Origin of the sequence: Actinoplanes sp. NPDC024001 (assembly GCF_040638955.1) — a bacterium.
In the GTDB taxonomy this organism is placed as follows: Bacteria; Actinomycetota; Actinomycetes; order Mycobacteriales; family Micromonosporaceae; genus Actinoplanes.
Window position 1 is genome coordinate 58269 of the sequence record NZ_JBEZZB010000018.1, and the last position, 20405, is coordinate 78673.

General features: G+C 72.0%; 18 protein-coding genes. 15 read left to right on the forward strand and 3 right to left on the reverse strand.

Annotation, left to right across the window (positions count from 1 at the left end):
* Nucleotides 1-37: 37 nt before the first annotated feature.
* A complete protein-coding gene (locus AB0F81_RS09870; RefSeq protein WP_360193851.1) occupies nt 38-913 on the reverse strand; it encodes an alpha/beta fold hydrolase in 876 nt (291 codons plus the stop codon).
* A gap of 205 nt (nt 914-1118) precedes the next feature.
* Between AB0F81_RS09870 and metK the strand changes: the two genes are divergently transcribed.
* From metK to AB0F81_RS09900, 6 genes are all read left to right on the forward strand, one after another.
* On the forward strand, nt 1119-2327 hold the full coding sequence (metK, locus tag AB0F81_RS09875; protein WP_360193854.1) for a methionine adenosyltransferase: 1209 nt from the start codon (nt 1119-1121) through the stop codon (nt 2325-2327).
* A 5-nt stretch (nt 2328-2332) separates the two neighbouring features.
* Nucleotides 2333-3328 carry a carbohydrate kinase family protein gene (locus tag AB0F81_RS09880; protein ID WP_360193856.1) on the forward strand — a complete coding sequence of 332 codons (996 nt, stop codon included), beginning with the start codon at nt 2333-2335 and terminating at the stop codon, nt 3326-3328.
* Entirely contained in the window at nt 3325-6798 is a 3474-nt protein-coding gene (gene metH, locus AB0F81_RS09885) for a methionine synthase (protein ID WP_360193859.1), read from the forward strand. Before AB0F81_RS09880 ends, metH begins: the two co-directional genes overlap by 4 nt.
* A 6-nt stretch (nt 6799-6804) precedes the next feature.
* Nucleotides 6805-7713 (forward strand): methylenetetrahydrofolate reductase, encoded by a 909-nt coding sequence (locus AB0F81_RS09890; RefSeq protein WP_360193862.1) that lies wholly within the window; start codon nt 6805-6807, stop codon nt 7711-7713.
* The gene (locus AB0F81_RS09895; RefSeq protein WP_360193865.1) at nt 7710-8585 is read left to right on the forward strand and encodes a sulfotransferase domain-containing protein; all 876 of its coding nucleotides are present in this window, start codon (nt 7710-7712) and stop codon (nt 8583-8585) included. Before AB0F81_RS09890 ends, AB0F81_RS09895 begins: the two co-directional genes overlap by 4 nt.
* A 78-nt stretch (nt 8586-8663) precedes the next feature.
* Nucleotides 8664-9461, forward strand: a complete 798-nt coding sequence (locus tag AB0F81_RS09900) for a hypothetical protein (protein WP_360193868.1) — start codon at nt 8664-8666, stop codon at nt 9459-9461.
* Here AB0F81_RS09900 and AB0F81_RS09905 read toward each other — a convergent pair.
* Together AB0F81_RS09905 and AB0F81_RS09910 are read right to left on the reverse strand one after the other, a co-directional pair.
* Nucleotides 9458-9802, reverse strand: a complete 345-nt coding sequence (locus tag AB0F81_RS09905; protein WP_360193871.1) for a hypothetical protein — start codon at nt 9800-9802, stop codon at nt 9458-9460. The two genes, AB0F81_RS09900 and AB0F81_RS09905, sit on opposite strands and share 4 nt — an antisense overlap.
* A 1-nt stretch (nt 9803) precedes the next feature.
* Nucleotides 9804-11528, reverse strand: coding sequence for a hypothetical protein (locus AB0F81_RS09910; protein ID WP_360193874.1), 1725 nt, complete (start codon nt 11526-11528; stop codon nt 9804-9806).
* Nucleotides 11529-11840: 312 nt separating this feature from the next.
* Here AB0F81_RS09910 and AB0F81_RS09915 point away from each other — a divergent pair, with 312 nt between their 5' ends.
* From AB0F81_RS09915 to AB0F81_RS09955, 9 genes are all read left to right on the forward strand, one after another.
* Nucleotides 11841-12911, forward strand: coding sequence for an ROK family protein (locus AB0F81_RS09915; RefSeq protein ID WP_360193877.1), 1071 nt, complete (start codon nt 11841-11843; stop codon nt 12909-12911).
* A gap of 118 nt (nt 12912-13029) precedes the next feature.
* Nucleotides 13030-13536, forward strand: a complete 507-nt coding sequence (locus AB0F81_RS09920) for a flavin reductase family protein (protein ID WP_360193880.1) — start codon at nt 13030-13032, stop codon at nt 13534-13536.
* A gap of 18 nt (nt 13537-13554) precedes the next feature.
* Nucleotides 13555-14619, forward strand: a complete 1065-nt coding sequence (locus AB0F81_RS09925) for an ABC transporter substrate-binding protein (protein WP_360193883.1) — start codon at nt 13555-13557, stop codon at nt 14617-14619.
* A complete protein-coding gene (locus tag AB0F81_RS09930) occupies nt 14616-15467 on the forward strand; it encodes an ABC transporter permease (RefSeq protein WP_360193886.1) in 852 nt (283 codons plus the stop codon). Before AB0F81_RS09925 ends, AB0F81_RS09930 begins: the two co-directional genes overlap by 4 nt.
* Complete coding sequence (locus AB0F81_RS09935; RefSeq protein ID WP_360193889.1) at nt 15443-16180, forward strand: ABC transporter ATP-binding protein; 738 nt, start codon at nt 15443-15445, stop codon at nt 16178-16180. Before AB0F81_RS09930 ends, AB0F81_RS09935 begins: the two co-directional genes overlap by 25 nt.
* Nucleotides 16180-17514 carry an LLM class flavin-dependent oxidoreductase gene (locus AB0F81_RS09940; protein ID WP_360193892.1) on the forward strand — a complete coding sequence of 445 codons (1335 nt, stop codon included), beginning with the start codon at nt 16180-16182 and terminating at the stop codon, nt 17512-17514. The genes AB0F81_RS09935 and AB0F81_RS09940 overlap by 1 nt, the downstream gene beginning before the upstream one ends.
* Entirely contained in the window at nt 17511-18506 is a 996-nt protein-coding gene (locus AB0F81_RS09945; RefSeq protein ID WP_360193894.1) for an aldo/keto reductase, read from the forward strand. Before AB0F81_RS09940 ends, AB0F81_RS09945 begins: the two co-directional genes overlap by 4 nt.
* Nucleotides 18503-19564, forward strand: a complete 1062-nt coding sequence (locus tag AB0F81_RS09950) for an LLM class flavin-dependent oxidoreductase (protein WP_360193897.1) — start codon at nt 18503-18505, stop codon at nt 19562-19564. The genes AB0F81_RS09945 and AB0F81_RS09950 overlap by 4 nt, the downstream gene beginning before the upstream one ends.
* Nucleotides 19564-20361, forward strand: a complete 798-nt coding sequence (locus AB0F81_RS09955; RefSeq protein ID WP_360193899.1) for an NADPH-dependent oxidoreductase — start codon at nt 19564-19566, stop codon at nt 20359-20361. Before AB0F81_RS09950 ends, AB0F81_RS09955 begins: the two co-directional genes overlap by 1 nt.
* Nucleotides 20362-20405: the final 44 nt, after the last annotated feature.

Here is a 20405-nt window from a genome sequence, read left to right on the forward strand (position 1 = left end):
GAAAACCTCACTCCATTCTAGGGATGAAACGGACGGATCACTTGTTTCCGGCGGGAACCTGCGCGGTGCGGTCGAGGAAGTCGCGGACCGCGCCGATGAAGGCGTCGTACTCGTCGTCCTGCACGTTGTGGCCGCTGTCCTCGAACATCCGCAGCTCGGCGCCGGGGATGCGGTCGGCGATCTCCTCCGAGAACTCCGGCGCGCAGATCCAGTCGTGGCGCGCCCCGATCACCTGGGTGGGCACGGTGATGCCGGAGAGCTGGGCGGTCACGTCGTACTTGTGGAGGTCACTGCCGTACGCGGCGTTGATCTCCTCGTGGTTGAACCGGGGCCGGAACGACTTCTCCTCGGTCACGTCGAAGCGCCGGGCGTACATCGTGCCCATCGTCTCGAAGTAGTGGAGCAGGTCGTCCACGCTCTCGAAGCTGCCGCTGAACAGCCGGGCGGCGACGGCCCGCTGCTGCGGGGTGCCGCGTTCGGCGAGGATCTCCTGGGCGCGCGCCATGAACCGGCGGTCGGGAGCGGTCGCCACCAGGATCAGCCGGTCCAGATGCTGCTGGTAACGGGTGGCGTAGGTCATCGCGACCATGCCGCCGTACGAGATGCCGAGCAGCCCGATCCGGTCGAGGCCGAGATGCCGGCGCAGCGCCTCGATGTCGTCCACGAAGGTGTCCATCGTGTAGTTCTCGGGCGACGTGGGTGCGGACCAGCCGCTGCCGCGGTAGTCGAGGTAGACCAGCTGCGCCCGGTCGGTGAGCGGGGCCAGGACCGGCTTGAGCCGGCTGTGGTCGCCGCCCGGCCCGCCGGGGAGCACGAAGATCACCGGTTTGGGGCGCATCGTGGCGCCGTCGCGCTCCAGACCTATGCCGTCGACGTCGAAGAAGATCCTGGTACCGCGGATATCTGCGTACACCTGTCCTGCACCTCGTTCCTTCGCAATCGTCGATAACGCTGATGTGGTTTCCCGGCGGCCTGGAGGCAAACGATTCAGCGATGGCAGGAAGGTGCCGCGTTCCCCTTTGACCGGAAGCTGCAAGACCGTGTTCGCCACGCCGGCCCGGGTATCCACTGCATTCGTAATCGCCAATGGGAAATCGGCAGGGGAGAGGAATTCGCCCATGACCAGTGCCGCCAGCGGGTGCCGCCTGTTCACGTCGGAATCAGTCGCCGAGGGGCACCCCGACAAGCTCGCCGATCAGATCAGCGATGCCGTTCTGGACGCGCTGCTCAAGGACGATCCGCAGAGCCGTGTCGCGGTGGAGACGCTGCTGACCACCGGCCAGGCCCACGTGGCCGGCGAGGTGAGCACCAGCGCCTACGCGGACATCCCGGCGATCGTGCGGGAGAAGATCGTGGAGGTCGGCTACGACTCCTCCACCAAGGGCCTGGACGGCAACTCGTGCGGCGTCCTGGTCTCCATCGGCACCCAGTCCGCGGACATCGCGCAGGGTGTCGACACCGCGCTGGAGGAGCGCACCGGTGACGCCGACGACGACCTCGACCGGCAGGGCGCCGGCGACCAGGGCATGATGTTCGGCTTCGCCTGCGACGAGACGCCCGAGCTGCTGCCGCTGCCGATCAGCCTGGCGCATCGCCTCGCCCGGCGCCTCGCGGACGTGCGCCGCTCCGGGGCGGTTCCCTACCTGCGGCCCGACGGCAAGACCCAGGTCACCATCGAGTACCGCGACGGCCGCCCGGCCCGGCTGGACACGGTCGTCGTCTCGGCCCAGCACGCCGCGGCGGTCGACCTGAACGGCATGCTGGCGCCGGACGTCGCCGAGCAGGTGGTCGCTCCCGAGCTGGCCGGCCTGGAGATCGACACGAGCGACTACCGGCTGCTGGTGAACCCGACCGGACGGTTCGAGGTGGGCGGCCCGATGGCCGACGCCGGCCTCACCGGCCGGAAGATCATCGTCGACACGTACGGCGGGTACGCCCGGCACGGCGGCGGCGCGTTCTCCGGCAAGGACCCGTCCAAGGTGGACCGGTCCGCGGCGTACGCGATGCGCTGGGTCGCCAAGAACGTGGTGGCCGCCGGGCTGGCCCGGCACTGCGAGGCGCAGGTCGCGTACGCGATCGGCCGGGCCCGCCCGGTGGGCCTGTTCGTGGAGACCTTCGGGACCGAGCGGGTGCCGGTCGCCGAGATCCAGCGCGCCGTGACCGAGGTGTTCGACCTGCGGCCGGCCGCGATCATCCGTGATCTCGACCTGCTGCGCCCGATCTACGCGCGGACCGCGGCCTACGGGCACTTCGGCCGGGAGCTGCCGGACTTCTCCTGGGAGCAGCCCAGCCGGGTGGCGGCGCTGCGCTCGGCGGTCGGGTGGTGAGCGGGATGCGCGTGCTGCTCACCGGATCCATCGCCACCGACTACCTGATGACCTTCCCCGGCCGGTTCGCCGCGCAGATCGTCCCGGACCGCATCGATCAGGTGTCGCTCTCCTTCCTCGTCGACGACCTGGACGTCCGGTACGGCGGGGTGGCCGCCAACATCGCCGTCGGCATGCGCCGGCTCGGCCTGGACCCGGTGCTGGCCGGCGCCGTCGGCGCGGACTTCGGCGACTACGGCAGGTGGCTCACCGACGTCGGCGTCGACATCAGCCACCTGCGGATCTCGCACCGGCACCACACCTCCCGTTTCCTGTGCACCACCGACCAGGACGGCAACCAGATCGCGTCGTTCTATCCGGGCGCGATGGCCGAGGCCCGGGAGATCGAGCTGGCCGCGGTGGTGGAGGCCGTCGGCGGCGTCGACCTGGTGGTGATCGCGCCCAACGACCCGGAGGCGATGCTGCGCCACACCGAGGAGTGCCGCCGGCGCGGATACGAGTTCGCCGCCGATCCCTCCCAGCAGCTGCCCCGGTTCGACGGCGACGACATCACCCGGCTGACCGACGGCGCCCGGTTCCTCTTCGCCAACCAGTACGAGAGCGGCCTGATCGCCGGCAAGACCGGGCGTACCGAGCAACAGACAGCGGGCCGGGTCGGCGCCCTCGTCGTCACGCACGGCGCCGGCGGCGTCCGGGTGCTGAGCCGCGGCGAACCGGACCTGGAGGTGCCGGCCGTCGCCGGCATCGTGCCGCGCGACCCGACCGGCGGCGGCGACGCCTTCCGGGCCGGTTTCCTCGCCGGCACCGGCCGGGGCCTGTCGCCGCGGCGCTGCGCCGAGCTGGGCTGCCTGCTCGCGTCGGTGGTGCTGGAGTCGGTCGGCACCCAGGACTATCTGCTGGACCCCACCGATCTGCGGCGCCGGTGCGCCGAGACCTACGGGACGGCGGCTGCCGCGGAGATCTTCGCGGCCCCGGTCGGCGCCGGAAGGGGGCCGGCGTGAGCGGGTTCCTCGACGCCCTGACCCGTAAGGTGCTGGTAGCCGACGGCGCGATGGGCACCATGCTGCAGAGCGCCGGACTGAGCGTCGACGGCGACTTCCAGGGGCTGGAAGGCTGCAACGAGATCCTCAACGTCACCCGGCCGGACGTGGTGCGCGGGGTGCACGACGCCTACCTGCGGGCGGGCGCGGACTGCGTCGAGACCAACACGTTCGGCGCGAACCTCGGCAACCTCGGCGACTACGACATCGCCGGCCGGATCCGGGAGCTGTCCGAGGCGGCCGCCCGGCTGGCCCGCGAGGCCGCCGACGAGTGGAGCGCCCGGACCCCGCGGCAGCCGCGGTTCGTGCTCGGCTCGGTGGGTCCCGGCACCAAGCTGCCGACCCTCGGGCACACCACCTATCCGGTGCTGCGCGACGCGTACCGGGAGAACGTCGCCGGCCTGCTGCTCGGCGGCGCCGACGCGGTCATCGTCGAGACCTGCCAGGACCTGCTGCAGGCGAAGGCCGCGATCGTCGGCGCCCGCCGGGCGATGGCCGAGACCGGGCGGACCGTGCCGGTCATCGCGCACGTCACCATCGAGACGACCGGCACCATGCTGCTGGGCAGCGAGATCGGCGCGGCGCTGACCGCGCTGACCGCGCTCGGGGTGGACCTGGTCGGGCTCAACTGCGCCACCGGCCCGGCCGAGATGACCGAGCACTTGCGCCACCTGGCCGCGCACTCGCCGGTGCCGGTGTCGGTGATGCCGAACGCCGGCCTGCCGGAGCTCGGCGCGGACGGCCCGGCCTACCCGCTGTCCCCGGACGACCTGGCGGAGGCGCTGGACCGGTTCGTCCGGGACTACGGCGTCGCCCTGGTCGGCGGCTGCTGCGGCACCACGCCCGAGCACATCGCGGCGGTCGTCGAGCGCCTCGGCGGCGCCCGGCCCGGATCCCGGGAGCCGGCCGCCGAGCCGGGGGTCTCGTCGATCTACCACCACGTGCCGTTCCGGCAGGACGCCGGTGTGCTGCTGATCGGCGAACGGACCAACGCCAACGGCTCGAAGGCGTTCCGGGAGGCCATGCTCGCCGGTGACTGGCAGGCCTGCACCGACATCGCCCGCGCGCAGGCCCGCGACGGTTCGCACCTGCTCGACCTGTGCGTCGACTACGTCGGCCGCGACGGCGCCGCCGACATGCGCGAGCTCGCCGGCCGGTTCGCCACCACCTCGACCCTGCCGGTGATGCTCGACTCCACCGAGCCGCGGGTGGTCGAGGCGGGCCTGGAGATGCTCGGCGGCCGGTGTGTGGTCAACTCGGTCAACTACGAGGACGGCGACGGCCCGGACTCCCGATATGCGCGGGTCATGCCGATCGTCAAGGAACACGGCGCCGCGGTCGTCGCGCTCACCATCGACGAACAGGGCCAGGCCCGCACCGCCGAGTGGAAGGTCCGCGTCGCCGAACGGCTCATCGCCGACCTCACCGGGCGCTGGGGGCTGCCGGTCAGCGACATCCTGCTCGACTGCCTCACCTTCCCGATCTCCACCGGGCAGGACGAGACCCGCCGCGACGCCGTGGAGACCATCGAGGCGATCCGCAAACTCGCCGGCCGGCACCCCGGCGTCAACTTCACCCTCGGCGTGTCGAACGTGTCGTTCGGCCTCAACCCGGCTGCCCGGCAGGTGCTCAACTCGGTGTTCCTGGACGAGTGCGTGCAGGCCGGGTTGACCAGCGCGATCGTGCACTCCAGCAAGATCCTCCCGAGTTCGCGGATCCCGGAGGAGCAGCGGCGCGTCGCGCTGGACCTGGTGTACGACCGCCGCAAGCCCGGCTACGACCCGCTGCAGGCGTTCATCGCGCTGTTCGAGGGCGCCGACGCCGCCGAGGCGCGCGCCTCGCGGGCCGAGGAGCTGGCGGCGCTGCCGCTCGAGGAACGCCTCAAGCGGCGCATCATCGACGGCGAGCGCAACGGCCTGGAAGCCGACCTCGACGCCGCCCTGGCCGGCCGCCCCGCCCTCGCCATCATCAACGACACGCTGCTCGACGGCATGCGGGTGGTCGGCGAGCTGTTCGGCTCCGGGCAGATGCAGCTGCCGTTCGTGCTGCAGAGCGCCGAGGTGATGAAGGCCGCCGTCGCCCACCTCGAACCGCACATCGAGAAGAGCGACGACGCCGGCAAGGGCCGGATCCTGCTGGCCACGGTCAAGGGCGACGTGCACGACATCGGCAAGAACCTGGTCGACATCATCCTCAGCAACAACGGCTACGAGGTCGTCAACCTCGGCATCAAGCAGCCGATCACCGCGATCCTGGAGGCCGCCGAGAAGGAGCACGCCGACGTCATCGGGATGTCCGGCCTGCTGGTCAAGAGCACCGTCGTGATGAAGGACAACCTGCACGAGATGGCCGAGCGGGGTGTCGCCGAGAGGTGGCCGGTTCTGCTCGGCGGGGCGGCGCTGACCCGCGCCTACGTCGAGGACGACCTGCGGCAGGCGTTCCCCGGCGAGGTCCACTACGCCCGTGACGCCTTCGAGGGCCTGGAGCTGATGGACCGGCTGATGCGGGCGCGCAGCGACGGCACGGCGGTGGTCGACGCGGACCGGGAGGCGACGCTCGCCGCGCGCCGGGCCCGCCGCGAACGGCAGCGCGCCACGGTCGCCGAGTCGCTGCCCGAGCTGGACGACGACAGTGTCCGCTCGGACGTGGCGACCGACGTCGAGGTGCCGCAACCGCCGTTCTTCGGGACCCGGGTGGTCAAGGGCATCCCGCTCGCCGGCTACGCCGCCCTGCTCGACGAGCGGGCCGTCTTCATGGGTCAGTGGGGGCTGCGCGGCGCCCGCGGCGGCGACGGCCCGTCGTACGAGGAACTGGTGGAGACCGAGGGCCGGCCGCGCCTGCGCTACTGGCTGGACCGCCTGGTCGCCGAGCAGGTCCTGGAGGCCTCGGTGGTGTACGGCTACTTCCCCGCCTCCGCGCAGGGCAACGAGCTGATCCTGGGCGACGACGGCGTCCGGTTCCGCTTCCCCCGGCAGCGGCAGGGCCGGCGCCTCTGCCTCGCCGACTTCGTCAAGCCACAGCACGACGTGGTCGCCCTGCAGCTGGTGACCGTCGGGCGCTCGATCAGCGAGTACACCGCCGACCTGTTCGCCCGCAACCGGTACCGCGACTACCTGGAGGTGCACGGGCTGTCCGTGCAGCTCACCGAGGCACTCGCCGAGTACTGGCACCAGCGGATCCGCACCGAGCTGGCGCTGCCCGGCGAACCGGACGACCTGGCCGGGCTGCTGCGCGCCGACTACCGCGGCTGCCGGTACGCGTTCGGCTACCCGGCCTGCCCCGACCTGGAGGAACGCGCCAAGGTCGCCGACCTGCTCGACGCCGGCCGGATCGGCGTGAAGCTCTCCGAGGAGTTCCAGCTGGAGCCGGAACAGTCGACCGACGCGATCATCCTGCACCACCCCGAGGCCACCTATTTCAACGCCAAGTGAGGGTTCATGGACACGGTCATCGACCGCCTCGGACAGCGGCACGGCGGCTTCTCGATCGAGTTCTTCCCGGCGCGCGACGAGGCCGGCGAGGAGCAGCTGCGGCGCGCCGCCCGGCAGATCGAGCCGCTCGACCCGGCGTTCGTCACCATCACCTACGGCGCGGGCGGCTCCAGCCGGGACCGGACCGTCAGCACCGTGGGCTGGCTGGCCGAGCAGACCGGGCTGCACCTGGTCGGCCACCTCGCCGCCGTCGGCCACTCGGTCGCCGACCTGCGCAACGTGGTGGGGCACTACGCCGCGTGCGGGGTACGCAGCGTCCTGGCGATCCGCGGTGACCCGCCCGGCGATCCGGACGGCGAGTGGATCGCCCGGCCCGACGGGGTGACCTACGCCAGCGACCTGGTCCGGATCCTGCACGACATGGGGCCGTTCTGCGTCGGGGTGGCCGGTTTCCCGTACGGTCATCCCCGCTCGGCCGACCTGGACGCCGACACGCGGCACCTGCTGGAGAAGATCGAAGCCGGCGCGGAATACGTGATCGCCCAGCTCTTCTTCGAGGCCGAGGACTACCTGCGGCTGCGTGACCGCCTCGCGGCGCACGGCTGCACGGTGCCGGTGATCCCCGGCGTCATGCCGCTCACCACACCCCGCGCGCTCGACAAGGCGGTCGAGCTCTCCGGGGCGCGTCACCGCCCGGCGGCGGTCTCTCAACTGCTGGCGTACGGGGACAGCGCACCCACTTTCCGGAAGGCCGGCATCGACTTCACCACCCGGCTCTGCGCCCGTCTGCTCGACGAGGAGGTACCGCTGCTGCACTTCTACAGCCTGAACCGCACGACAGCCATGACGCAGGTGCTGCGACGGCTCGGCATGGCGTCCCCCCGTTCCCTATCGCGAAGGAGTTGCTCCGCATGACCACCCTGCCCGACGCCCGGACGGCCGACGCCCGGGTCAGCGACCTCTACCGCCGCAACGTCGCCCAGCTCGGCACCGACGACATCGTGATCGCCAGCCACGGCGGCTCGGGCCAGTCGCTGATCGGCAACATCCTGGCCGAGCTGGGGCTCAACTACGTCGACGCCTACACCGAGGTGCTCCACCCCGACGGCCGGGCGGTCGTCGCCGACCAGCACGTCTCCTACCGCCAGCACCTGGCCTCGCAGCACGACAAGGACGCCGCCGGCGAGCAGGAGACCCGGTTGTGGCCCCGGTTCGTCAAGACCCACCACCCGCCGTCGGTCTTCGCCGACGCGACCATCGGCGGCGTCTGGATCCTGGTGCGTGACCCGCGGGACGCCATCTACGCCAGCTACCAGTGGCGGGCCGGTTTCGCCGAGGAGGAGTGGGACAAGGTGCCCGGCACCTTCGAGGAATGGCTGAGCGGGCCGGGCGACTTCAGCCCCAGCCCGGCCGACGACTGGCACGCCTACTACACCGCCTGGGCCGGGCACGCGCGGGCCTACGACCGGGTCGAGGTGCTGCGCTTCGAGGACCTGAAGACCCGCCCGACCGAGATCGTCGCCGCGGCGCTGCGCCGGGCCGGCGTCGACATCGACGACGCCGCCGTGGCCGAGGCGGTGGAGGCCAGCTCGTTCGCCCGGATGCGCGCCCACGAGGAGAAGGTCTCCGCCGGCAGCGCCGCCCCGGCCGCGCCCCGGGTGATCCGGGAGGGCAAGACCAACGGCTGGAAGGGCTGGATGACCCCGGAGCTGGCGCCGTTCTTCGCCGGCGAGGAGTTGCACACCGTCGCCCAAAAGTACGGCTACGACCTGCGCTCGGCCACCTGACCGGCGCGCCGGTGGGTGATCGTCGTTCACACGTCCGGAGGGTCCCCGGCACGCCGCCGCATCGATAGTCTTGCCTGCATGGTGTGCGCGTCGTGCGGTCTCGACAACGACCCGTCCGCGACCCTGTGCGCGCGGTGCAACGCCACCCTCGGCGTGCGGCCCGCCCCGCCGGTTCCGGAGGCCCCGGCCTACCCGCCGCCGGGAGCTCCGGCCCGGCGGCGATGGCCGTCTCCGCTCCCCATGGTCGCCGCGGCCGTGGTGCTGGTCGTTCTCGTCGTCGTCATCGGAGTCGTCGTCGCGGGGCGTTCCGGCGAGCCGGGGGAGCCGGCTGCCGTTCCGGTTCCGGTGGAAACGACCACCGAGCCGCCGGCAACGCAGCCGACCACAATAGAGCCGACTACCCCGCCGACGACCGAGCCCACCGCCTCGCCTCAGGAGCAGGCGGAGGCGATCGACGCGCTGCTCGACCGGAGCGTGGCGAGCCGCCGCAAGCTGAACAACGCGATCGACCGCGTCCGGCGGTGCGCCGACCTGGACGGCGCTCTCGCCGACATGCGGGAGGTCGGTGTGGAGCGTGGCGAGCAGATCAGCGAGATCAACGCGGCCGATCTGTCCGCGCTGGACGAGGGAGAGACCCTGCGCGGCGCCCTGAGCACCGCGCTCGGCCACTCCCTCGACGCCGACGAGCACTTCGTGGCCTGGGCGCAGCCTGCGGTCACCGGCGGCTGCGGCGGCTCGGCGGCCCGCGCGGCCGCCTGGGAGCGGGGACAGGCGTCCTCCCGGCAGGCGCAGGCGGCGAAGAAGCAGTTCCTCGCGGTCTGGAACCGGGTGGCCGCGCCGTTCGGGCTCGCCACGCGCAGCAATCAGGACATCTAGAACGGCCAGGTCGCGGCGATGATGGCGCCGACCGCGGCGACCGCCTCGGCGACCGTCCGCGCGTTGCCGGTGTTCTCGGCGAGCCGCCGCAGCGCCCCGTCCACCCGGTGCCGGTTCTCGATCGTGGGCTGGTCCAGCCCTTCCTCGATCACCGCGATCTCGCGTGCGGCGAGCGCCGGGTCGGGGTGGGTGTCGCGCAGCGCGGCCAGGTGGGTGTCGATCTGCTCGCGGGGGCTCAGCTCGTAGGAGGTGTTGGTCTGGTGGCTGGTGTTCTGGCCACCGAAGTTCTGGATGCCGCCGTGGAACGTCATGTCACCGAAGTTGAACTGGGAATCGGGCATGTCAGGCTCCGCTCTTCGGCGCCCCGGCGGGCTGCCGATTGTGCTGGGTCACGACGTTGGTGCCCCCGAAGGTCTGCACACCGCCGTGGAACACCAGGTCGCCGAAGGTGTAATTCTGCACGTTGGTCTCGAACTCGCTGGTGTCCACACCCTGCTCCCGCAGATAGCCGATGATCGCCTCGGTGACCGTCTTGTCCACCAGCTTGATGTACTTCGACGAGTCCAGCTTCTGCATGAACTTGCCGGTCTCGCGGCCGGCCCGGTCCCGCACGCTGAACCGGGCGCCGTAGTCGTAGAAGCGCCACTCGTCGGCGTTGCGGGCCGAGCGCGCCATCCGCGATGACAGCCACATCGCATCCCATCCGACGCGCAGCAGCAGCCAGGGGGCGAGCAGGTTGTCGAGAACGTAGAGCCGCAGCGTGTCCGACCAGGCCCGGGAGAGCACCCGGTCGGCGCGCAGGTTGTCGGCGATCCGGTACTCGTTGCGCAGCGGGGGCAGCACCAGCGCGACGAACTCCGCGTACAGCAGCCCGCCCTCGACCGCGAGATGCACGAAGGCGGTGACCGAGACGCCGGAGTCCTGGGCCGGCAGGATCGGCACACCGGCCCGCGTCGTGATCTCCTTGCCGTTGGCCGGGACCACGACCCTCAGATAGTGCCGCAGGCCGCCCTGCGGGCATGCCTCGATCGCGGCGACGGTCTCGTCCGAAGCCCTGGTGTGCGGCGTGTGGGTCTGCCGGTCGATCAACGGGTCGTCACTGCGCCGGGAGCCGTCGGCGGCGACGTAGGGCACGGTGTAGATGTTGGGGATGCGCTCGCCGTCGCGCAGCCGGGTGTCGCGCATGCCGAGGACCGCGGTGTTCACCCGCCGGTTGAGCTCGTGCGGGTCCAGTTCCACCCGGTCGCCGTCGCGGGGCCGCAGGCGGATCGCGAACGACCAGCCGTGCTTGAGCCGGCCCGCCCCGGCGAACGGATCGGTGTCGTGCACTGCGATGTTGCCGCGCTGCATCCGCGCGACCGTCGCCAGCCGCCGCTCCACCCGGTCGTTGCCGGTGCGCGGAACGACGGCGCTGATGCCCGGAGCCAGCTCGCTGAACATGATGTTGTAGGCGAACCAGCGGGAGATGAACAGCGTCACGGCCATCGTGATCGTCAGCAGCACGGGCGCGACCACGACGAGCCCGGACGCACCGTAGGTCAGTTGCGCCGCCAGGTTCGACGCCGTCGGCGTGTCGGCGAGCTGGAGCAGACGCTCGCCCAGCCACTCGGGGACGGCGTCCAGCAGGAAACCGAGAACGAACGCCACGGCCAGCAGCAGGGCGAAGCAGATCATCCAGAGGATCAGGACGGCGAACGCACCCCGTCGCAGCGCCCGCAGCCGGCCGCCCCGCCCGGCCCTGGCCATCATGATGATCGCGCAGAGGCTCAGCCAGGACAGCGTCCACCAGCCGCCGATACACATTCCGGCGACCAGGATCGTGGTGACCAGCGCGTACCGGATGATCAGCAGGCGCCGCGCGCGCAGGCAGTGCCGGACCACCGGGTCCAGGTCGAACCCGAACGACGGTGGCACCGCCCGGCGTTCCGACTCCAGCACCTCACCGATCACGGCGTTCGCGAACTCGATGTCCACATAGGCGGCGCTGCACAGTCCGCGGGTCGTGTCGCTGAACTGATCGGCCGGCCGGTACGTGGGTGTGCTCAGCGGCGGTTCGGGTTGGGCCACCCGCCGACCATATTGGTGAAGATCGCTACAGGGCCACCCCCGTAAGGCCGATGTCGCCCATCGGATGACCGGGCACGCGCGTTGTTACTGACCGTAGAACGACTCATTACATGGCGCGGCCGGGTGTCGGTGGCCGGGATATCCTCGGTGGATGATCCACTCTCGCCCGGGTGGCCTGTGACCGGCGTGCGGCGTCCGACTCGGCGCGGTGATCTGCCGCTGCCCGCATCGCGCAGGTCACCGGATTCGGCGGCGGCGGTGCTGCGCGCCATTCTGGATCACGGGCCGATCGCCCGTAGCTCGATCGCCCGGGTGACGCGCCTGTCCGCGGCCACGGTGACCGGGCTCGCGGCGTCCCTTCTGGAGAGCGGGCTGGTCCGGGAGGCCCCGGAGGCGGCCGGGCCGCCCGGGATCGGCCGGCCGCACGTGCCGCTGGACGTCGAGAGCGATGCCGTCGCGGTCATCGGGGTGCACATCGCGGTCCCGCACGCCACGGTGGCCTTGCTCGACCTGCGCGGGCGGGTCCTGGCGCAGCGCCAGGACCGGCACGTCGCCCGCGACCCGGCGGGTGTCCTGGCGGCTCTCGGCCCTCGGGTCGCCGCGCTGCGGCGCAGGCACGGCAGTCGCCGCCGGATCCTCGGAATCGGTCTGGCCACCGGCGGCTGGGTGGACCCGGCGAACGGCACGATCGTCCAGCACCCGGCCCTCGGCTGGCGTGACGTCCCGGCTGCCGCGGTGCTCGCCGAGGCCACCGGGCTGCCGGTGCGCGTCGACAGCAACTCGCGGGCTCTGCTGCGGGCCGAGCTGCTCTTCGGCGAGGTCGCCGGCCGGGCCCGCGAGGGCGCCGTGCACCTGTTCGTCGGCAACGTCGTGGATGTCGCCTTCTCGGCCGGCGGCGTCGTGCATCAGGGGTTGCGGTCCGCCGCGGGCGCCGTCGCCCACCTGCGGGTGGAGGGCTGCGACGAGGTCTGCTCCTGCGGCCGGACCGGTTGCCTGCAGGTGGCCGCGTCCGAGCGGTCCCTGGTGAGCCGCGCGCTGGCCGGCGGGCTGATCACCCGGCCCGACATCCTCGCCCTGGTGGACGCGGCCCGCCGCGGCAGTGCCGGGGCCGTCGCGATGCTGCGGGAGCGGGCCCGGCTCGTCGGCCGGGCCGCGGCGGTGCTGCTCGACCTGTTCGACCCGGAGATCCTGGTCGTCTCCGAGGCCGGCGCGAACGCTCTGCCGGTCTGCCTGGCGACGCTGCGCGCCGAGGCGGCGGCGTGGTCGACCGCGGGCGCCGACGTGCCGGCGACGGTGTGGCCGTCGAGTTTCGCCGGCAACGTGCTCGCGGTGGCCGGTGGTGCGGTCGCCCTTGATCAGGTGTACGCCGCACCGCCCTCCTGACCGGGTTTCACCAGCGCTTACTTATTTCACTTCGGCGCATTGTTGTCTTCAAATCCTAGCTGCATAGTATGAATTGCAGCGGGTGGTGAACCGCTGACAGAGCCGAACGGAGCCCACCATGACCGTCATCGTTTCCCGGCCGATCCCGTCGCCGTCGATCGACGCCGCGCTGTTCCGCCAGGTGTTCCGGCACCACGCCGCCGGTGTGGCCGTCGTGACCACCGACGCGGGACGCGGCCCCGCCGGTGTCACCGTCACGTCGCTCGCCTCGCTCTGCGCCGAGCCGGCCCTGCTGTCGTTCAGCATCTCGGCGGCCACGTCCATCTGGCCGCACCTGCGCGACGCCGGCACCGCCGTCGTGCACCTGCTCGGTGCGGGACACGCCGAGCTGGCGCAGACCTTCGCCACCAGCGGCATCGACCGGTTCGGCGCACCGACGCGCTGGCGCCGGCTGCCCACCGGCGAGCCCGTCCTGGACGGCGCGGCGGCCTGGTTGCGGGTCTCGATCGAGCACCGCCACCCGGCCGGCGGCTCGCACCTCGTCATCGGCCGCGTCGAGGAAGCCGGGCTGGCCGAGCGCTGCGCGCCGCTGCTCTACCACGACGGCACCTACCACGTGCTCTGACCTGCAGAGAGGCAAGCCATGAGGAGATCCCCCCGAAAGCCACTCGTCGCCGTACTGGCCGCGGTCCTGGTCGCCGCGAGCGCCTGCGGCAGCGAGGACGCGGGCAGCACCCTGGAGCTCACGGCAGCGCTGCCGGACCAGGTGCCCAGCGGCACCGTGCTGCGCCTCGGTGACCCCCAGATCCAGGCCGTCACCGCGGTGTCCGGCCTGGACAAGGAGCTGGCCGACGCCGGCATCCAGGTCGAGTGGGCCAACATCAGCGGCGGCCCGCAGAGCATCCAGGCGTTCCGCGCCGACAAGCTCGACTGCAGCGCGGTCGCCGACATCCCGTCGCTGTTCGCCGCCTGGACCGGCACCGCCACGAAGATCGTGTTCCAGGCAGTCACCCTCGACCCGCTCGACCACCCGCTCTACAAACTGGGCATCGCACCCGGCGTGAACGTCACCTCCCTCGCGGACCTGCGCGGCAAGAAGATCGCCTACAGCGCCGGCCAGGCCCAGGGCGCCCTCGTGCTGCGGGTCCTGCAGAAAGCCGGCCTCACCCAGAAGGACGTGCAGCTCGTCGAGCTGACCAGCACCGGCGACTCGTACGTCACCGCGCTCGGCACCAAGGCCGTCGACGTGGCCCCGATCGCACCGCAGAACATCAAGCTCTACGAGGCGAAATACCCGGGAGCCACCTCGATCGGCACCGGCATCCGCGACGACGCGTCCACGCTGTACTGCCTCACCTCGGCCGTGGAGGACGCCGAGAAGGCAGCGGCCCTGAAGGTCTACGTCAGCGTCCGCACCAAGGCCCTGCTCTGGCAGAACGAGCACCCCGACGAGTACGCGAAGGCGTTCTTCCAGGACACCCAGCGGCTCAGCGAGGCCGACGCGAAAGCCGTCGTCGCGTTGCAGGGCAGGAAGGGCATCCCGGCGACCTGGGACAACGCCATCACCCGGCTGCAGGAGACCGCCGACCTGCTCGCCGCGGAGCAGAACCACGACAAGCTCGACGTGACCACCCTCGTCGACCGCCGGTTCGAAGCCGTCCAGGCTGCGGCCGCCGGCTCCCAGGTGGTCACCGGTGATGCCGCATGACCGCGACCGTGCACGCCGATGAGGTAACCGTCACCGGCCCCGAACGCCCGGGGGACGACGTCCGCGTCGTACGCCGCAGGCTCGGCCCGGGCAACCGCATCCGCTTCTCGTTCTGGATCGGGCCGGCGCTCGCGCTGGCCGTCTGGTCGGCCGGCTCGGCCGCCGGGCTGATCAAGCCGGCGATCCTGTCCGCGCCGTGGGACGTGGCGGTCGCCTTCCAGGACCAGTGGGTCAACCACGACCTGCTCGGCAACATCCTCTCCTCGTTGCGGCGGTCCGTGGTGGGCCTGACCCTCGGCGTGACCACCGGCGCGGTGCTGGCGGTCGTCTCCGGCCTGTCCCGGGGCGGAGAGTCGCTGATCGACGGCCCGATCCAGATCAAGCGGTCGATCCCCACCCTCGCGCTCATCCCGCTGTTCATCGCCTGGTTCGGCATCGGCGAGCAGATGAAGATCATCACCATCGCGCTGATCAGCCTGGTCCCGATCTACATCCACACCCACAACGGGCTGCGCGGCATCGACGGCAAGTACGCCGAGCTGGCCGAGACGATCGGGATCGGCCGCGGCGAGTTCGTCCGGCACGTGGTGCTGCCCGGCGCGCTCCCCGGCTTCCTGCTCGGCATGCGCTTCGCCGTCACCTCCTCGCTGCTCGGCCTGGTGGTGGTCGAGCAGTACAACGCCACCCACGGCATCGGCCACATGATCACGCTCGCCGAGCAGTACGGCCAGACCGACGTGATCGTCGTCGGCCTGGTGATCTACGGCGTCTTCGGCTACTGCGCCGACAGCGCGGTCCGTCTCACCGGAAGGAAGGTGCTCGCATGGCGACGGACACTCGAGGGCTGACCACCCGGCCCGCGGTACGCGTACGCGACCTGCACCGCAGCTTCAACCGCAACGGCGGCGTGCTCAACGGCCTCGACCTGGACATCGCGCCCGGCGAGTTCGTGGCCCTGATCGGCCGTTCCGGCACCGGCAAGAGCACCCTGCTGCGGGCGCTGGCCGGGCTGGACCGCGACGTCGACGGACACGGCCGGATCGAGGTGCCCGCGTCGGTGTCGGTGGTCTTCCAGGACTCCCGGCTGCTGCCCTGGAAACGGCTGCTGGACAACGTCGTCTTCGGGCTGCGCGGCGCGGACGCCGCCGACCGGGGCCGCCAGGCCCTCGCCGAGGTCGGCCTGGCCGGCCGGGAACGCGCCTGGCCGTTCGAGCTGTCCGGCGGCGAGCAGCAGCGGGCCTCGCTGGCCCGGTCACTGGTCCGCGAGCCGCAGCTGCTGCTGGCCGACGAGCCGTTCGGCGCGCTGGACGCGCTCACCCGGATCCGGATGCACACCCTGCTGCGCCGGCTCTGCGAGGCGCACCAGCCGGCGGTGCTGCTGGTCACCCACGACGTCGACGAGGCCATCGTGCTCGCCGACCGGGTGATCCTGCTGGACGCCGGGGTGGTGCACACCGACGTCCGGGTGGAGCTGACGCGCCGGTCCCGCTCCGACGCCGAGTTCGCGGCGCTGCGCACCTTCCTGCTCGACCGACTGGGCCTGGACGAGGAGAACCACTGATGACCCGGCAACTGCACTTCAACCTGTTCCTGCACGACACCGGACACCACGAGGCGTCGTGGCGGCTGCCCGCGTCGGACCCGTACGCCAACCTCTCGCTCGCCGCCCACCAGCACCTGGCCCGCATCGCCGAGGACGCCAAGTTCGACTCGGTCTTCCTGGCCGACAGCCCGGTGCTGTGGAACGACCCGGGCCGTCGCCCGTCCGGCAAGCTGGAGCCGACGCTGCTGCTCGCCTCGCTGGCGGCGACCACCACCCGGATCGGGCTGATCGCGACCGCGTCCACGTCGTACAACGAGCCGTTCAACCTGGCCCGCCGGTTCGCCTCGCTGGACCACCTGTCCGGCGGCCGGGCCGGCTGGAACATCGTCACCACCGCCGGCGACGCGGCAGCCCGCAACTTCGGGCTGCGGGACCAGCCGCTGCACCGGACCCGCTACGAGCGCGCCGACGAGTTCCTCGACGTCTCCACGAAGCTGTGGGACAGCTGGGCCGACGACGCGATCGTCGCCGACAAGCAGGCCGGCGTGCACGCCCTGCGCGAGCGGGTCCGCCCGATCGAGCACGACGGCGTGCACTTCCGGGTGGACGGGCCGCTCAACGTGCCGCGCCCGCCGCAGGGCTGGCCGCTGCTGGTGCAGGCGGGCTCGTCGGAGGACGGCAAGGAGTTCGCCGCCAAGTGGGCCGAGGCGATCTTCACGGCCCAGCCCACCCTCGCCGAGAGCCAGGCCTTCTACGCCGACATCAAGCGCCGGGTGGTGGCCGCCGGGCGCGACCCCGGCCACGTGGTCGTGCTGCCCGGCATCGTGCCGGTCATCGGCGACACCTCATCGGAAGCGCTGGAGCTGGAAGCCGAACTGGACCGGCTGATCGCCCCGCAGTACGCGATCACGACGCTGGCCACCACACTGCGGGTCGATCCTGACCGCCTGAAGCTGGACGAGCCGCTGCCCGCCGACCTGCCCGGCGAGGACGAGATCGAGGGCGCGAAGAGCCGCCGCACGCTGATCGTCGACTGGGCCCGCCGGGAGAACCTGACGGTGCGCCAGCTGATCGGCAAGCTCGGCGGCGGACGCGGCCACCGCACCTTCGCCGGCACGCCGGTGCAGGTCGCCGACACCATCCAGGAGTACTTCTCCAACGGCGCCGCCGACGGCTTCAACATCATGCCGGCGGTGCTGCCGTCGGGCATCGAGGCGTTCGCCACCAAGGTGGTGCCGATCCTGCAGGAACGCGGACTGTTCCGCACCGAGTACACCGGCGCCACGCTGCGCGAGCACTACGGCCTGCCCCGCCCCGCCAACCGCCTTCTCGCCGCCCAGGGAGCACGATGACCATCCCGCTTCGCCCGTTCGGCCGTACCGGCGTCAAGGTCAGCGCCCTGGCGCTGGGCACCATGATGTTCGGCGAGCGGGGCAACCGCGACCACGACGACAGCATCCGGATCATCCACCGGGCCCTGGACGCCGGGATCAACCTGGTGGACACCGCCGACGTCTACAGCCAGGGGGAGTCGGAGGAGATCGTCGGCAAGGCGCTGCGGGGCCGGCGCGACGACGTCTTCCTGGCGACCAAGTTCCACGGCCAGATCGGTACGAACCCGAACCACTTCGGCAACTCCCGGCGGTGGACCATCCGGGCGGTCGAGAACAGCCTGCGCCGGCTGCAGACCGATCACCTCGACCTCTACCAGGTGCACCGGCCGGAACCGGACACCGACTTCGACGACACGCTCGGCGCGCTGTCCGACCTCGTCCACCAGGGCAAGATCCGCTACATCGGCACGTCGACGTTCCCGCCGTCGGCGATCGTCGAGGGGCAGTGGATCGCCGAGAGACGCGGCCGCGAACGTGTGGTGGCCGAGCAGCCGCCGTACTCGATCCTGGCCCGCGGCGTCGAGACCGAGGTCCTGCCGGTCGCCCAGCGATACGGCCTCGCGGTCATCCCGTGGAGCCCCCTCGCGGGCGGCTGGCTGACCGGCCGCTACCGCAGGGGCGGCGGCCAGCCGCCGTCGAGCCGGGCCGGGCGCCAGCCGGGCCGGTTCGAGATCGGCGCACCGGAGAACGCCGCCAAGCTCGACGCCGTCGAGGCCCTCGCCCAGCTGGCCGACCAGGCCGGCCTGCCGCTGATCCATCTGGCGCTGGCGTTCGTCCTGGCCCACCCGGCGGTGACCGCGCCGATCCTCGGGCCGCGCACGTTCGAACAGCTGGAGAGCCAGCTCGGCGCCGCCGAGGTGCAGCTCACCCCGGACGTGCTCGCCGAGATCGACAAGATCGTGCCGCCGGGGGTCACCCTCTCCGACCGGGACCGGGGGTACCAACGGTGAGTCCGACCTTCCTCTGGTACATCCCCAACACCGTCGAGCCGGGACACCGTGGCGACGACGCGGTCGAGGGTTACGGCAGCCTGGACCACAGTGTCGAGCTGGCCGTCACCGCCGAGCGGCACGGCTGGTCCGGTGCCCTGATCGGCACCGGCTGGGGCCGCCCGGACACGTTCACCGTGGCCACCGCGCTCGCCGCGCGGACCACCACGTTCCGCCCGCTCGCGGCGATCCGCCCCGGCTACTGGCAGCCCGCGCACTTCGCCAGCGCGGCGGCGACCCTCGACCGCCTCAGCGGCGGCCGGCTGCTGATCAACATCGTCAGCGGCCGGGACAATCTCGCCGCCTACGGCGACGTCGAGGGGGATCAGGCCCAGCGGTACGCGCGCACCAGGGAATTCATGCGCATCGCGCGGCGGCTCTGGACGCAGGAGAACGTGACGTACGCGGGGGAGCACTTCAGCGTCACGAACTCCACCGTGGCGCCCCGCCCGCACGGCAACGGCCCGCGCCTCTACTTCGGTGGCGCCTCACCCGCCGCCGAACGGGTCGCCGCCACCGAGGCCGACGTGCAACTGTTCTGGGGCGAACCGCTCGACGGCATCGCCGAGCGCATCGACCGGCTGCGCCGGCTCACCGCCGAGCTCGACCGGGACCTGCCACCGCTGGAGTTCGGGCTGCGCATCACCACGTTGATCCGCGACACCACCGAGCAGGCGTGGCACGACGCGGAGGCTAAGGTCGCCGCCATGGCCGCACACTCCGAGACACTCATCGACCCGCTGCGCCGCCCCGCCGTCGGCCAGCAGCGCCTGCTCGACCTGGCCGCGCGCGGCGACGTGCTGGACAGCTGCCTCTACACCGCGCCCGGCCGGCACGGCGGTGGCGGCGCCGGCACCACCTGGCTGGTCGGTTCCGCCGACGACGTCGCCGACGCCCTGCGCAGGTACGCCGACCTCGGGATCAGCCACTTCGTGCTCTCCGACACCCCGTACCGGCAGGAGACGGCCCGGGTGGGCGACGCCCTGCTGCCCCGGCTGCGCGAAGCGGTGCCGGCCTGATGTCGATCACCGCCCGCTACGGCGACCCCACCAGCACCCTCGGGGTCGCCAACGACATCCTCACCCTGCAGCTGGCCCGCCGCTCGGTACGCCGTTTCGGCCCGCGCGACGTCACCGACGACGAGCTGACCGCGCTGGTCGCCGCCGCCCAGTCGGCGCCCACCTCGTCGAACCTGCAACCGTGGAGTGTGGTGGCGGTCCGCGACCCGGACCGCAAGAAGCGCCTCTCGGCGCTCGCCGGCGGACAGGCTTTCGTCGCCGAGGCGCCGCTGTTCCTGGTCTGGATCGCCGACCTGGGCCGGGCCCGGCGCCTCGCGGCCCGGGCCGGCACCGACGTGCACGCCGCCGACTACCTGGAGACGACCGTCATCGGTTTCGTCGACACCGCCCTGGCCGCGCAGAACGCGGTGATCGCCGCGGAGTCGCTCGGCCTCGGCTCGGTCTTCGTCGGCGGCATCCGCAACCAGCCCGAGCAGGTCGCCGCCGAACTCGGGCTGCCGCCGCACGCGGTCGCCGCCTTCGGCCTCGCGGTCGGCGAACCGGACCCGGCCGAGCAGGCCGACGTCAAACCCCGGCTGCCGCAGGCGGCGGTCCTGCACCACGAGACGTACGACGCGGAGGCCGCCGACCGGCACATCGCCGCCTACGACGAGCGGCTGTCGGCCTACAACAGCCGCTTCGGCCTGCCCGGCGGGTGGACCGAACGGGTCCTCACCCGCCTGCGCGGCCCGGAGTCGATGGCCGGCCGCCACCTGCTGCGCGACACCCTGGAACGCCTCGGCCTACCCTCCCGCTGACACCGAGCTTTGGCTGGCTCACCCGGCCGTTGCCGGGCGCGCGG